General features: G+C 72.9%; 11 protein-coding genes. 3 read left to right on the top strand and 8 right to left on the bottom strand.

Annotation, left to right across the window (positions count from 1 at the left end; translation table 11 throughout):
* Positions 1-345: 345 nt before the first annotated feature.
* Positions 346-2,664, top strand: coding sequence for a hypothetical protein (locus ACFYWM_RS31845; RefSeq protein ID WP_389921225.1), 2,319 nt, complete (start codon positions 346-348; stop codon positions 2,662-2,664).
* Positions 2,665-2,728: 64 nt separating this feature from the next.
* Here the strand turns inward: ACFYWM_RS31845 and ACFYWM_RS31840 are convergent, their stop codons facing one another.
* From ACFYWM_RS31840 to ACFYWM_RS31820, 5 genes are all read right to left on the bottom strand, one after another.
* Positions 2,729-5,074: a hypothetical protein gene (locus tag ACFYWM_RS31840; RefSeq protein ID WP_389921222.1), complete on the bottom strand. Its 2,346-nt coding sequence runs from the start codon at positions 5,072-5,074 to the stop codon at positions 2,729-2,731.
* Positions 5,075-5,258: 184 nt separating this feature from the next.
* Positions 5,259-5,963, bottom strand: a complete 705-nt coding sequence (locus ACFYWM_RS31835; protein WP_389921219.1) for a class I SAM-dependent methyltransferase — start codon at positions 5,961-5,963, stop codon at positions 5,259-5,261.
* 36 nt (positions 5,964-5,999) lie between these two features.
* On the bottom strand, positions 6,000-6,977 hold the full coding sequence (rfbB, locus tag ACFYWM_RS31830) for a dTDP-glucose 4,6-dehydratase (protein ID WP_389921214.1): 978 nt from the start codon (positions 6,975-6,977) through the stop codon (positions 6,000-6,002).
* Positions 6,974-8,041 carry a glucose-1-phosphate thymidylyltransferase gene (locus ACFYWM_RS31825; protein ID WP_389921211.1) on the bottom strand — a complete coding sequence of 356 codons (1,068 nt, stop codon included), beginning with the start codon at positions 8,039-8,041 and terminating at the stop codon, positions 6,974-6,976. The genes rfbB and ACFYWM_RS31825 overlap by 4 nt, the downstream gene beginning before the upstream one ends.
* Before the next feature lie 123 nt (positions 8,042-8,164).
* On the bottom strand, positions 8,165-8,539 hold the full coding sequence (locus tag ACFYWM_RS31820) for a GtrA family protein (protein ID WP_389921207.1): 375 nt from the start codon (positions 8,537-8,539) through the stop codon (positions 8,165-8,167).
* A 175-nt stretch (positions 8,540-8,714) separates the two neighbouring features.
* Between ACFYWM_RS31820 and ACFYWM_RS31815 the strand changes: the two genes are divergently transcribed.
* Complete coding sequence (locus ACFYWM_RS31815) at positions 8,715-9,722, top strand: glycosyltransferase family 2 protein (protein ID WP_389921203.1); 1,008 nt, start codon at positions 8,715-8,717, stop codon at positions 9,720-9,722.
* On the opposite strand, the gene ACFYWM_RS31810 is transcribed toward ACFYWM_RS31815, so the two are convergent.
* Together ACFYWM_RS31810 and rffA are read right to left on the bottom strand one after the other, a co-directional pair.
* Complete coding sequence (locus tag ACFYWM_RS31810) at positions 9,673-10,569, bottom strand: GNAT family N-acetyltransferase (RefSeq protein WP_389921200.1); 897 nt, start codon at positions 10,567-10,569, stop codon at positions 9,673-9,675. The genes ACFYWM_RS31815 and ACFYWM_RS31810 overlap by 50 nt on opposite strands.
* Positions 10,551-11,849, bottom strand: coding sequence for a dTDP-4-amino-4,6-dideoxygalactose transaminase (gene rffA / locus ACFYWM_RS31805; protein WP_389921198.1), 1,299 nt, complete (start codon positions 11,847-11,849; stop codon positions 10,551-10,553). The genes ACFYWM_RS31810 and rffA overlap by 19 nt, the downstream gene beginning before the upstream one ends.
* A 353-nt stretch (positions 11,850-12,202) precedes the next feature.
* Between rffA and ACFYWM_RS31800 the strand changes: the two genes are divergently transcribed.
* Complete coding sequence (locus tag ACFYWM_RS31800) at positions 12,203-13,462, top strand: nucleotide sugar dehydrogenase (RefSeq protein WP_389921195.1); 1,260 nt, start codon at positions 12,203-12,205, stop codon at positions 13,460-13,462.
* 179 nt (positions 13,463-13,641) lie between these two features.
* Here ACFYWM_RS31800 and ACFYWM_RS31795 read toward each other — a convergent pair whose 3' ends face one another.
* The gene (locus ACFYWM_RS31795; RefSeq protein ID WP_389921192.1) at positions 13,642-13,968 is read right to left on the bottom strand and encodes a carboxymuconolactone decarboxylase family protein; all 327 of its coding nucleotides are present in this window, start codon (positions 13,966-13,968) and stop codon (positions 13,642-13,644) included.
* Positions 13,969-14,044 lie beyond the last annotated feature (76 nt).

The following is a 14,044-nucleotide window of genomic DNA, read 5'->3' as shown; positions in this document are numbered from 1 at the left end:
GGTGCCCGTGACGGGTCCGGTGAAATCGATATCGAAAACACCTGCGATCCGGATTCACCTGATCGGCGATAATGGTCCGGACGGTGCCGTCCGGCGCGGTATACCGCTCCCGTCCGGTACAAAAGCCTGGCAAAACATCACGGGACGCGAATGTCCGCGACCGGTGGAGACGCTCTCGTCGCCAGACTTACGCCCATGATCAAGCCGGCGTCCGGTAGCGATTCCACCCTGAGCCCGATCGAAGCGGTCGCGGACCGCGAGAGGCCGGAGGCGTTCCGCGGGAGAAGGCGATCCTCCCGAACGCGGGAGACGCCGCCCGCCCTCGTGCGGAGGTGGTCGCCGGCGGTGTCCGCGATCGCCGTCGTCGTGGCCGTGCTGACCTTCTACGGGGTGCCGGCCGCGGACCTGGCGTTCTTCTGCGGCTACGTCGCGCTGGGTCTGGCGCTGCCCGGCCTGCTGCTGGTCCGGGCCCTGTACCGGGGGACGCGCGGGCTCGCGCTCGTGGAGGAGATCGCGCTCGGGCTCGCGCTCGGCTACGCCGTGGAGGTGCTCGCTTACATCGCCGCCCGCGCCGCCGGGGCGCCGTCGCTCGTCGCGGCCTGGCCGGTCGCCACGTACGCGGCCTTCGCCGCCGTCCCCCGGCTGCGCCGGCACTGGAAGGGCGCCACCCGCCCGTGCGCCCCCGCCTGGTACTCGTGGTCCCTCGCGCTGCTCGTCGCGTACGTCACCGCCTGGAGCTCCTTCACCTTCTTCAGGACGACCCCCCTCACCTGGCCGGGGGCCGGGACGTCCCTGTTCGACATGCCGTACCACCTGGCCCTGGTCGGCGAGCTGAGGCACCACATGCCGCCGACGGTGCCCGTGGTCTCCGGCGAGCCGCTCCTCTACCACTGGTTCGTCTACGCGCACCTCGCCGCGGCGAGCTGGGTGACCGGGGTGGAGCCGCTGGTCCTGCTGTTCCGCCTGGGGATGTTGCCCATGCTGGTGGCGTTCGTCGTCCTGGTGGGGGCGATCGGGCACCGCGTCACCGGTTCCCGGGCGGGGGCGCTGCTCTCCATCGCGGGCACGATCCTCGTCGCGGTTCCGAGCCTCTACGTGAACGCGAACGGGCTGTTCACCTGGACGGGTGTCCAGCACTCCTCGTGGGAGAGTCCCACGCAGACCTTCGGGGCCCTGCTGTTCGCCCCGGTGATCCTCCTCCTCGTCGACCTCCTCGAACGCCGGCGCCGGGCGCGCGGCGCCGGCGGGTGGCTGCTCCTGGGCGTCTTCCTGGTGGCGGTCATGGGGGCGAAGGCCACGTACCTGCCCATGCTCGTCGCCGGGCTGGTCGCGGTGGCCGCGGTCGAGGCGGTCGTGCGGCGCGGGTCGCCGCGGCCCGCGCTCGCCGCGCTCGGGATGGCGGTCGCGTGCCTCGTCTACGCGCAGTTCGTGCTGTTCGGCGGCGCGAGACAGGCGACGATCGTCGACCCCCTCTCGCTCATGCGCAGAACCTGGGGAGAGCTGACCGGCCTGGGGGAGCACGCCGCGCCCTCGCCCGCCTCGCTGGCGGGGATCACGCTGCTGTACGTGCTGTGCTGGGCCGTCACCTGGTGCGGGGTGGGCGGCCTGCTCCGCGGGCCGCGGCTGCTCGCACGTCCCGCGGTGGTGCTCCTGCTGGGCGTCGGCGCGGCGGGCCTCGGCGCGGTGGTCCTGCTCGGGGGGCCCGCCATGAACCAGGGCTACTTCCTGCAGGGGGCCTACCCCTACCTGGCGATCGCCGCGGCCTGCGGCTTCCTCGCCGTCGCGCGCGGGGAACGGGCGTCGGCCCTGGCCACGGCGTGCGCGGCGGGCGCTGGGGTGGCCGTCGCCCACCTGGTCCGCACGCTGTCCGGCGTCGAGGTCCCGCTGCCCCCGGGGGAGCCGGAGGCCGCGCTGTACCGTCCCTACCTCGTCCTTTCGGCCCTCGCCGTGGCGGGGGCCGTCGCCCTGGTCGCGACGAGGCGCCGCTTCCGAGGCTGGGCCCTCGTCATCGCCCTGGTCACGGCCGTCGGACCGCTCTCCGCCTGGCACGCCCGCGCCCTGCTGATCATGCACGGCGGCGAGGGCGGCGTCTACCGGGTGAGCCGCCCGGCGGCGCCGGAGGTCCCGCCCGGCGCGCTCGACGCGGGACGGTGGCTGCGCGCCAACTCCGATCCCGGCGACCTGGTCGCCACGAACGCGCACTGCGCCTGGGGGCGTGAGGAGCCGTGCGACAGCCGCCACTTCTGGCTGTCCGCGCTGTCCGAGCGGCGCGTGCTCGTCGAGGGGTGGGCGTACACCGCGTCGAACCTGGACCGCTGGCGCCCGGGCGAACCGATGACGGGGCTCCCGTTCTGGGACGGGGAACGGATCCGCCTGAACGACGAGGCCTTCCTGGCACCCTCGGGGACCTCGGTGCGACGGCTTCGGGAACGGTACGGGGTGCGCTGGCTCCTCGCCGAGGAACGGGTACCCGGCCCGGCCCTGAGCCCGACGCCCGGGGAGCCCGGGGAGCCTGAGAAACCGGGACACATCGGAAAGACCGGGAACGTCGGGGCGCTCGGGGAGTTCGCCGATCTCCGGTTCCGCGCCGGGGCCTACGCCGTCTACCGGATACCGGACGCTCCCGAGGCCCCCCGGGGGGTGTTCCGCGAATCCGGACCTTGACCTCCTCCCCTGCCACGCCGCCGAGGCGGGCGGCGTGGAGCGGGTTCCCGCCGCCCGGCGGTCCTCACGCCGGCCCGCCGGGCAGCCGGTAGACGGCGTAGCCGCCGGAACGGAACCGCGGCGTCGCGAAGGCCCCGAGACCGGGGACCGGCCCCCCGCGGTGCTCGTCGGCGAAGAGCCAGCTCACGCCGTGACGCTCGCGCAGCTCCCGGACGGCCTCGGCGGTGGGCGCCTCGAAGACGGCGTCGTTCAGCGCGATGAGCCGGTCGTCCCAGAACGGGAGCTCCAGCGCGGGCAGCTCCGGGCGCCAGCGGGCCGTGTTCCTGGAGGTGTAGGTCCACCCCTCGACGAGCACGCGCCGCTCGGACAGCGCGGCCACCCAGAAGTGCCTGCCGTCGCACGGTTCCTCACGCCCCCAGCGGCAGTGCGCGTTCGTGGCGACCAGGTCGCCGGGGTCCGAGTGCGCGCGCAGCCAGCGCCCCGCGTCGAGGGCGCCCTCCGGGGGCGGCGCGGTCACCGGTGGCGGCCCGCCCGCCTCGCGGCCGGCCACGAGCCACAGGAGGCGCGCGTGCACGACGGCGGGCAGGCCGACGACCGCGAGCGCGGTGACCACGAGGGACCAGGCGCGCAGGCGCCCGCTCGTGACGGCCAGGACGGCCGCCGCCGCGAGAATCGTGGCCAGCAGCACGGCGTACGGCAGGTAGAGGACGGTGTCGCCCGTCCCCGGCTTCAGGGGGATCCGGACGCCGCACAGCAGGGGGATCAGGTAGGCCGCGGCCAGCCCGGCCCCGGCCGCGCACAGCGTCGCCCGGCGGGACTGCCGGGCCCGCCGCGCCAGGGTGACGATCCCGAGCGCCGTGGCGGCCGCCAGGTAGGGGTAGGCGCCCCAGAGGAAGAAGAGCTGGCTCCTGCCGGGATGCCCGAGCAGCAGGGCCGCGCCGAGCCCCGCCGCGCCGATGCCGAGCACGAGCGCCACGGCGGGGCGCGCGAGCAGCCGCGGCCGGCTCAGCAGGCCGGAGATCCCGCCCCACGTGACGGCCCAGCACAGCAGGAACACCACCACCATCCCCGGGATCGAGAGCGGCGGGGGATCGGCCCCGTCTCCCGCGCCGGTCATCTCCCGCCAGACCGTCTCCATGAAGGAGAAGGGATCGACGACGAGCGCCTGCCTCGCGCCGCCGAACAGCACGAACTGCGCGAACAGGAAACACGCCGCCGTCATCCCGAGCGCGGCGAGCACCGGCCCGGGCGGCCGGCGCCGCCTGAGCGCCCCGGCCGCGACCACCGCCAGCAGCCCCGCGCCCAGCAGCGGGAGGTACGTGGCCTTCGCCCCCGCCACCGCCACCAGGAAGACGCCCAGCAGCGCCCAGTGCCCGGCGGTCCGGCGGCGGCGCTCCAGGAGGTCGAGGAGGAGCGGCACGACGGGCGCGAACATCAGGCCGCCGAACGTCTGGGTGGGGCTCGCCCACATGAGGTCGGGAACCCCTCCCCAGGTGAAGGCGCCGTTGCTCCCGAGGTAGAGGCTCGGGGTCGCCACGAGCACCGTGCCGGCCACGGTCAGGGCCGCCCCCGCCCAGGAGCCCGTGACCCGCCGCCCGGTCATCCCGGCCAGGACGACGAACGCGGCCAGGACGGGGAACATGCCCAGCCTGAACAGCAGCACCAGCGGCTCCACCCCGGTCACCCAGCTCGCCGCCGCCAGGTGCGCGTAGACGAACCAGTGGTAGGAGAGGGGCTCCCCGGCGACCATGGGCACGGTGGGCGGCATATGGTGCCTCAGCTCGCCGACCAGGGCCAGGTGGAAGGGCATGTCGGGAAAGGACCGCCCCAGGGCGGGCCAGCTCAGGGCGTTGAGCCTGAAGAACGCCACGGCGCTCCAGGCGAGCAGGTAGGCCGTCAGCGCCGCCAGGAACCACGACCACCAGCCGGGCGCCCGCTCCCGGCGGGAGGCGGCGACGGTCCAGTGCCGGCGCAGCCGCGGGACGGCGAGGAAGAGCAGGCAGGCGCCGATCGGCCAGGCCAGGACGAGCAGCGGCGCGCCGAGGGCGCGGGCACCGGCGTAGGCGAGGACCTCCACGGCGTAGCCGAGCGCCAGCCCGAGCGCCATCTCCTCGGCGAGCGTGCGCCTGCCCCGGTACAGCAGCCGGAGCAGCAGCACGCCGGGGAGCCCCACCCCCAGCACGACGTAGAGGCCGAACAGGATCATGTCCGGGACGGAGACGCCGTACAGGGCCGTCACCGCCGCGGTGAGGGCGGTCATCGACGCGGCGGGCGCCCACCCGCGGAGGGTTCCCGCCCCGCGCGGCGGGGCCGCGCGACCTCGCCCGGCCGGGGGCCCGTCCGTCTCGTCGCGTCCGGCGGTCATGAGCGGACCCGCAGCGGGAACCCGGCGGCCTGGGGTTTCTGTCATGCGCCCGAGCCTGGTGAAACGAACGACGCCGGCGGCACCCGGCGCTCGCGCCCGCCGATGTCTTTTCCCGTCCTTGGCCGTGTTTTCACGACCGCCCCGGGGGCGGGAACGCCGCCCCCGGACCCGCCCCGGCCCCGCCTCCGGGCCCCGGGCGGGCCGGCGCGGGGCGGCGCGGGGCGGGAGGTCAGGGGCGGTGTGCCCGGGCGACGAGGGAGACGCCCGGCAGCGACCTGACGGGCAGGTACCTCTCGGCCACGACCACGGCGGTGAGGGCCGCGTTCACCAGGCGCGGCGTCTCGGTGACGTCCGAGCCGGACAGGCGCCTCCTGCGCAGGGCGACGACCGGCCGCAGCAGGACGTTCCAGCTCCACAGGCGGTCGACGACCAGGCCGGCGCCGGTCAGCAGGGCGTCCAGCCCCTCCCGCGTGTACCGGCGGACGTGGCCGGACGCCACGTCGTGCGCCGACCACAGCGCCATGTCGCAGGGGACCGTGATCAGCGCCGTTCCCCCCGGCCGGAGCACGCGCACCAGCTCGCCTGCCGCCCTGCCGTCCTCCTCGATGTGTTCGAGCACGTCGAACGCGGTGACGAGGTCGAACTCCCCGTCCGGCAGGGGCAGGTCCCGCGCGTCGGCGTGGATCGCCCGCAGGCCGCGCTCCCTGGCCAGCTCCACCGCGGTCTCCGAGAAGTCCGCGACCAGCGCGTCCCATCCGTGCTCGACGAGCACGCGCGTGTTGCCGCCCCCGGCCGCGCCGACGTCGAGCGCCCTGCCCGGCGGGCCGAGCCGGCGCAGCCCGCGGAGCTCGCGGGCGAGGATGGCGCGCCGCTCGCGGTACCACCAGTGGCGGTCCTCCACCTCGACGGTACGGAGAATCTCCGTGGCCTCCATGTGTCCCCCCGGACGTGTGCCTTGGTGTTCCCGTGCTCAGCGCCCGGCGCGTCTCGCGGGGCGCCACCAGCTCTCGTGGTCGCGGTACCAGCGCACGACGCGCTCCAGCCCGTCGTCGAAGCCCGTCCTGGGCTCGTACCCGATCGCCTGGATCTTGCGGCTGTCCACCGAGTAGCGCCGGTCGTGCCCCAGCCTGTCCGGCACGCTCTCCACCATCTCCCAGCCCACGCCGAAGGCCGCCAGCAGCCGCTCGGTGAGCTCCCGGTTGGTCAGCTCGACCCCGCCGCCGATGTTGTAGACCTCGCCGGGCCGGCCCTTGTCCAGCACGAGCTGGATGCCTTCGCAGTGATCGTCGACGTGCAGCCACTCGCGGACGTGCTCGCCGTCCCCGTACAGGGGGACGCGGCGCCCGTCGATCAGGTTGGTGACGAAGAGCGGGATGATCTTCTCGGGGTGCTGGTACGGGCCGTAGTTGTTGGTGCAGCGGGTGGTCCGCACGTCGAGCCCGTAGGTCCGGTGGTAGGCCCGGCACAGCAGGTCGGCTCCGGCCTTGGCCGCCGAGTAGGGCGAGTTGGGCAGCAGCGGCCGCGACTCGTCCCACGAGCCCGCCGCGATGGACCCGTACACCTCGTCCGTCGACACCTGGACGACCGTGCGCACGCCGGCCTCCAGCGCCGCCTGGAGCAGGCACTGCGTGCCGTGCACGTTGGTGACGACGAAGTCACCGGGGCCGGTGATCGAGCGGTCGACGTGCGTCTCGGCGGCGAAGTTCACCACGACGTCCTGGCCGGGCATCAGGTCGGCGAGGAGCCGGGCGTCGGTGATGTCGCCCCTGACGAAGGCGTACCGGGGATGGCCGGCGACCGGGCCGAGGTTCGCGGGGTTGCCCGCGTAGGTGAGCTTGTCCAGCACCGTCACGCGGGCGTCCTCGTATCCGGGGTAGAGCCCGGACAGCAGCGAGCGCACGTAGTGGGAGCCGATGAACCCGGCGCCGCCGGCGACCAGGACCCTCATGCCCGCACCTGGACCCTGCTGTGGTCGCCGATCATGAGCTGATGCGTGTTGGGCAGTCCCACGGCCCTCGTCACCTCCACGTTCCGGCCGATCAGAGAGTACGTGAGCCCCGAGACGCCCCTGATGGCGGAGTCCCCGAGGACGATGCTGTACTCCACCCCGGCCTCCTCCAGCACGCACCCCTCACCGATCGAGGTGTAGGGGCCGATGTACGAGCCGTCGATCCTGGTGCCGGCGCCGATGATGGCCGGGCCCCGGATGACCGACCGCTCGACGGTCGTGCCCGGCCCGATGTCGACGCGCCCGGTGATCTCGGAGTGCTTGTCCACCGTCCCCCTGACGTCCGGTTCGAGCGCCTCCAGGACCATGCGGTTGCACTCCAGCATGTCCTGCAGCCGCCCGGTGTCCCGCCAGTAGCCGCTGACGAGGTGCGAGTGCACCCGGTGGCCGTTGCCGATGAGCCAGGTGATCGCGTCGGTGATCTCCAGCTCGCCGCGGGCGGAGGGCATGATCGACCGGACCGCCTCGTGGATGACGGGGGAGAAGGTGTAGACGCCGACGATCGCGAGGTCGCTGCGCGGATGCCGCGGCTTCTCCTCCAGGCCGAGGATCTCCCCGTCGGGCCCCAGCTCGGCGACCCCGTAGAACTGGGGTTCGGCGACCTTCGTGAGCAGGATCTGCGCGTCGTGGCCGGCCTCGCCGAAGGCGTTCACCAGGTCGGCGATGCCGCCCAGCAGGAAGTTGTCGCCCAGGTACATCACGAACGGCTCGTCGGCCAGGAACTCGCGGGCGATCAGCACGCAGTGGGCGAGGCCGAGCGGGGCCTCCTGCCGGATGTAGGTGACGTCGAGACCGAATCTCGAACCGTCGCCGACGGCCGCCCGGACCTCGGGGCCCGTGTCGCCGACGATGACGCCGACACTCGTGATCCCCGCGTCCCTGATCGCCTCCAGCCCGTAGTAGAGCACCGGTTTGTTGGCGACGGGGACGAGTTGTTTCGCGGACGTATGGGTGAGCGGGCGCAGTCTCGTACCCTTGCCGCCCGCCAGAACAAGTGCCTTCATCGCTCTTGGATCCCTCCACGAGGAACGCGTGGTCACGGCGGCCGGTCGCCCGTTGAAAACTACGGCGATATCCGGCCGACGGCCGTTCGCCGCCATCGTTTTTGCGGAGAAGTGGAAAAGGTGTTACCGGGGCCGGGCGTTCGCGTTCTCCCGGAACGTCCAGGCCCGGTGGATCGCGTAGCTGACCGCCGGGCTGACGGCGAGCAGCAGCACCTGGGCCGCCATGACCGGAAGCCGCAACAGCTCCACCAGCACCGGGAGCCCGACGAGCGAGGTCGCGAGGAATCCGAGCCCGACCGCGTAGAAGCGCAGGTAGCCGGCGAGCCACGACCGGCCGCGCGCCCGGAAGACCACCAGCCTGTACCAGGGGTAGACGATCACCACGGTCGTCAGATGGGCCGCCATGGCGAGGAGAAGGTAGGGGACCGCATCGTTGGCGGCGAGCAATCCCAGCCCCAGGAGAGCGCAATAGAGCAGGGCCGTCGTGGCGCTCGCCATCAGGTATGTGATGCGCTGTCCCCCAAGAGCGGGGATAAAACCTCGCCGCCGGTCATGTGGATGCTTTTCATGATCAGTCCGATTTTTAACGTGCGCCATGTCCGGCCTTTTGTGGAATGTGTCGCGCGATGATCAGCTGGATTTTATCCCGCTGCGAGAAATAACCGGGGGATCGATGTCCGTGTCGGTGGTTGTTCCGTGTTACCGCTCCGCGCGGACCCTTCCGGTGCTGGTGACCAGGCTCATGACGGTCCTGCGCGAGCTGGCCGTCCCCCACGAGGTGATCCTCGTCGTCGACGGGAGCCCGGACGACACCTGGAGGACGGCCGCCGAGCTCGCGCGCCGCGTCGACGGAGTGCGCGCCCTGCACCTGTCCCGCAACTACGGCCAGCACAACGCGCTGGTCGCCGGGATCAGGGAGGCGGAGTTCGAGGTCGTCGTCACCATGGACGACGACCTGCAGCACCCGCCTGAGCAGATCCCCCTCCTGCTGGCCGCCCTGGAGGGCGACCACCTCGACCTCGTGTACGGCGTCCCGCGCCGCGAGGAGCACGGGCCGGTCCGCAGTCTCGCCTCCCGGTCGGTCAAGGCCGCGATGGCCGGTGGGCTGGGCGTCCGCGCCGCCCGGACGATCAGCGCCTTCCGTGCCTTCCGTACGCGCCTGCGTGACGGCTTCCAGGCGCTGTCCGGGCCGCACGCCTCCGTCGACGTGGCCCTGTCATGGGTGACCACCCGGGTGGGATCGGTCCGGGTGGAGATGAACGAGCGCGGTCACGGGCGCTCCAACTACACGCCGGTCCTGTTGCTGCGGCACGCGGCGAACATGCTCCTCGGGTACAGCACGGCCCCGCTCCGCGCGGCCAGCTACCTCGGGTTCCTCACCGGTGTCGTCGGCCTCCTGCTGGGCGGCGCCGTCCTGTGGGACTTCGTCACCGGCGACACCACGGTGGCCGGGTTCACCACCATCGCGTCGATGATCGCGATCTTCTCGTCCGCCCAGCTGATGGCCGTCGGCGTGCTCGGCGAGTACGTCGGGCGCATCCACGGCAACGGCATGGGGAGGCCGGCCTACGTCGTGTGCGAGCGCGTCGGGTCCTCGGCCGCCCCGGGCGTGCCCCGGCAGCCGGGCGGCACTACCGTCGCCGTCCACGCAGCAGCCGGGGCCGGACCAGGTGAACGGTGAGGAAGGCCAGGGCGGGTTCGAAGCCGTACCTCGCCCACGCCCGCTGCGCCCCGGTGTTGTGCCCCTGGGTGGAGATGACGACCTCCCGCGCGCCCAGGGCCAGGGCGCGCCCCTCCACCGCCGCCAGCAGGTGGGCGTACAGGCCGCGTCCCCGGGCCCGGGAGACGACGCCGGCGAGCAGGATCTCCGTCCGGTCGGTGTCGTCGGCGAGCGTGGCCAGCGCGAGGATCCCGTCCCCGTCCCCGTCCCCGTTCCCGGCGGGGTGACGGCCGCCTTCCGGGGGCGCGGCGCGCGAGGGTCTTTCCGAAGGCGTGGTGGACCGGAAAGCGGCGGGGCCGCCGGGGCGGGCGGCCGGGCTCCACTCGCGCAGCGCCACGCATCCCCCCTCGGAGGCCGACCGCAGCGCCCACTCCCGGTAGCCCGCCAGCGCCTCGGCGCCGTCGAACAGAGGGTTGGCCAGGTAGTGGTTCCGGTAGGCGGCGAAGATGTCGGAGACCGTCTCGCGCACCGCCTCCGGGGTGACCCGTTGCGTCGGCTGGAGATCCCCCGGCGGTTCCGGCGCGCGCCCGCGTCCCGCGCGCAGGCGCCAGTACGTCAGCGAGTCCGCGAACACGGCGGTGCGGCCGAGCGAGGTCAGCTCGGCGAACCAGCCGACGTGCTCGGCCGGGTAACGCAGCACGATGACGTCCGCCTTCGACCCCAGCACGGCCTCGCGAACCGCTGGAAAGGGGGACCGGGACTCCGCGGGGACGGTGAGGCGCTCCACCGGGCGGCCGAACCTGGCCGAGTCGAGCGGCGACTCCGCGATGCGCGGGGCCCCGCCTCCCGTCACGTCCTGCCAGGCCATCGGCTCACCTCGTGGCTCCGTACGGCGTCGAGCACGCGCGTCACGCCGGTCGCGCCCAGGTCGGCGAAGAGCGGCAGCCGCACCAGGCGGTCGGCGACGCTCTCGGTGACCGGGCACCCGCCCGGGGCCGTCCGGCCGTACCGCAGACCGGCCGGGGCGGCGTGCAGGGGCTGGTAGTGGAACGTCGCCTGCACGCCCCTGTCACCGAGGTGGGCGATGAGGGCCCCGCGGCTCGCCAGGTCGGGCAGCAGCAGGTAGTACAGGTGCGCGGGGTGCGCGCACCCGTCGGGAACCGTCGGCAGGCGGACCCCGTTCTCGGCCGCCCAGCCGGCCAGGCCCTCGTGGTAGCCCCGCCAGGCGGCGAGGCGCCGGGCCTGGGTCTCGGCGAACGACTCCAGCTGGGAGGTGAGCTGCGAGGCGAGGATGTCCGACAGCAGGTAGCTGGAGCCGATGTCGACCCACCGGTACTTGTCCACCTGGCCGCGGAAGAAGCGGCTGCGGTCGGTGCCCTTCTCCCTGATGACCTCGGCGCGCGCCATCAGGCCGGCGTCGTTGAGCAGCAGTGCGCCGCCCTCCCCGCACTGCACGTTCTTGGTCTCGTGGAAGCTCTGCGCGGCCAGGGCGCCGAAAGCCCCCAGCGGGCGCCCCCGGTAGGAGCCTCCGAGGCCGTGGGCGTTGTCCTCGACGAGGGGGAGGGCGTACCGGTCGCAGATCTCGCCGATCTCCTCCATGGCGCACGCGACCCCCGCGTAGTGGACGACGACCACGGCCCGCGTGCGGTCGGTGATCGCGGCCTCGATCAGCCGCTCGTCCACGTTGAGGGTGTCGGGCCTGCAGTCGACGAAGACCGGCACCGCGCCGCGCAGCGCGTAGGCGTTCGCCGTCGAGACGAAGGTGAACGACGGCATGATCACCTCGTCGCCGGGCCGCAGGTCGAGCAGGATCGCCGACATCTCCAGGGCGTGCGTGCAGGAGGTGGTCAGCAGGACCTGCCGGGCCCCGGTCATCTCCCTCAGCAGCTCGGCCGCCCGCCGGGTGAACGGCCCGTCCCCGGAGGTGGACCCCCGGCGCACGGCCTCCGCGAGATAGTCGAGCTCGTTCGCGGACAGGTGCGTCCGGTTGAAGGGAATCCCCGCCGGGGCGTCCACGGTGGTGCCGGGAGCCGGGGCGCCTGCGGTGGTGCCGGGAGCCGGGGCGTCCGCGGCGGTGCCGGGAGGGGCCGGGGGCGGGGCGGGGGCGGGATCTCGCGGAAGGACGCGGGGACGCGTGCCGCCCGCCATCAACCGGTCCCCTTTTTCGATTCAGCGTCGATGTCGTACGTCGAATGCACGGGTGAATGTTACTGATGATCCTCGGTGCTCGGACGGACCGACATGCGGGCCACCGGGCCTCTTTCCCCGGTGGTCGAACGGGTTTCGTGCCTGCTCTGAACTGGGAAGATGATTTTTCTGACGGAAATATAGGGTTTTTGCTGCTTATCAGAGATGTGTGGTGAGTGGCGCCGGTCGCGGCTTCGCGTTCCGGTGAATATGGGCCGCGACACGCCCGGATTATTGCTGAATCGGTATGGCGATAATACCTGCTCCTAAAGTTGTCTCGTATTCTCCTTTTTCCGAGGTGCGGAGGTCCTGCCGTGGGAGAGAAACTGGTCGTGGTCGGTCAGGGATACGTCGGCCTGCCCCTGGCGATGCGGGCCGTCGCGGCGGGATTCGACGTGGTGGGCGTCGACGTCGACCGCCGCAGGGTCAAGCGGCTCAACGCCGCCGAGTCCTACGTCGAGGATGTCGGCGACGAGACGCTGGCCGCCGCCCACCGCACCGGCCGCTACCTGGCCGCCGCCGACTACGGCGCCGCCGAGGGGTTCGACGTGTGCGTGGTGACCGTGCCGACCCCGCTGCGCGAGGGCGTTCCCGACCTGCGCCACGTCGCGGCGGCGGGGGAGTCGATCGCCCCGCTGCTGCGGCCGGGCGCCACGGTGGTGCTGGAGTCCACCACCTATCCGGGCACCACGGAGGAGTACCTGCTGCCCCTGCTGGAGGAGGGCTCCGGGCTGTGCGCGCCGCGCGACTTCCACCTCGGCTACAGCCCGGAGCGGATCGACCCGGGCAACGAGCGCTGGCGCCTGGAGAACACCCCCAAGGTGGTCTCCGGCGTCGACGGGGCGTCCCTGGAGCGGGTCCGGGCGTTCTACGCGCGGATCGTGCGCGAGGTCGTGCCGGTCTCCTCGCCTCGGGTGGCCGAGCTGTGCAAGCTCCTGGAGAACACCTTCAGGCACGTCAACATCGCCCTGGTGAACGAGCTGTCGATCTTCGCCCAGCAGCTCGGCATCGACGTCTGGGAGGCCATCGACGCCGCCTCCAGCAAGCCGTTCGGCTACCTGCGCTTCACCCCCGGTCCCGGCGTGGGCGGGCACTGCCTGCCGATCGACCCGTCGTACCTGTCGTGGAAGGTCAAGCGCAGCCTGGGGCACAACTTCCGGTTCGTGGAGCTGGCCAACGACATCAACGCCCACATGCCGGACCACGTCGTGCACCGGGTCGGTCTCGCGCTGAACCGGTCGCGCAAGCCGGTCAACGGCAGCCGGGTGCTCGCGCTCGGCCTCGCGTACAAGAAGAACGCCGGGGACTGCCGCGAGTCGCCCGCGATCGAGGTGGTGAGGAACCTTCGCAAGCTGGGCGCGGACGTGCGGGCCGCCGACCCGCACGTGGACTGCTTCCTGCTGCCGCAGGGCGTCGAGGTGGTCGCGTTCTCGGAACGGGAACTGGCGGCGGCGGACGCGGTGGTGGTCCTCACCGACCACGACTGCTTCGACTACGAGCTCGTCCAGCGGGCGAGCGCCCTCGTCTTCGACACCAGGAACCGCTGCCGGGGCCCCAACGTCGAGCGGCTCTGACCTCGGGAGGGGGATTCCGCGCGTGCGGCCGTGACCTCGGGAGCGTGCGACCGGCCGGTTCCGGCGGAGGGCGCCGGACCGCGCGGCCGTGACCTCGGGGCGGGAGGCTCCGCGCGTGCGGTCACGTCCCCGTAAGGCGGCCGGGCTCGCTGTGCAGCGGCTGGTCTCGCCGGACGGCGTCACGATCTCATGACGCGGGCGATCAGCTCCTCGACCTGGCCGTTGAGCCTGGCGCCCCGGGGCCATCCGGCGTAGTGGGTGAGGAAGACGACGACCTCGCGGAGCTCCTCGGGGGTGAGGTCGCCGGTCCGCAGCGCCGCGTCCAGCTGGAGGCCGACGTCCGCGTCCATGCCCTGGCCGACGAGCAGGCCGACCAGCAGCATGCGCCGGTCGCGGTTGGAGATGCCCTCCCTGGACCACACCTCGGCGAACAGGTTCTCGACGGTCGCCCCGAAGGGGTCGCCGGGCTCGTTCTCGCCCTGGTCCCAGCCGTAGACCTGTTTCATCGAACACCTCCGCGTGGAGACCCCCGGCAGCCGTTCCCTGGCGGGGGCGGCCAGTGGAGTCCTTACCCCGCCTGCC

The sequence above is a fragment of the Streptosporangium sp. NPDC002721 genome, from assembly GCF_042888905.1.
Taxonomy (GTDB): domain Bacteria; phylum Actinomycetota; class Actinomycetes; order Streptosporangiales; family Streptosporangiaceae; genus Streptosporangium.
This window is presented reverse-complemented; position numbering and strand designations above follow the sequence as displayed.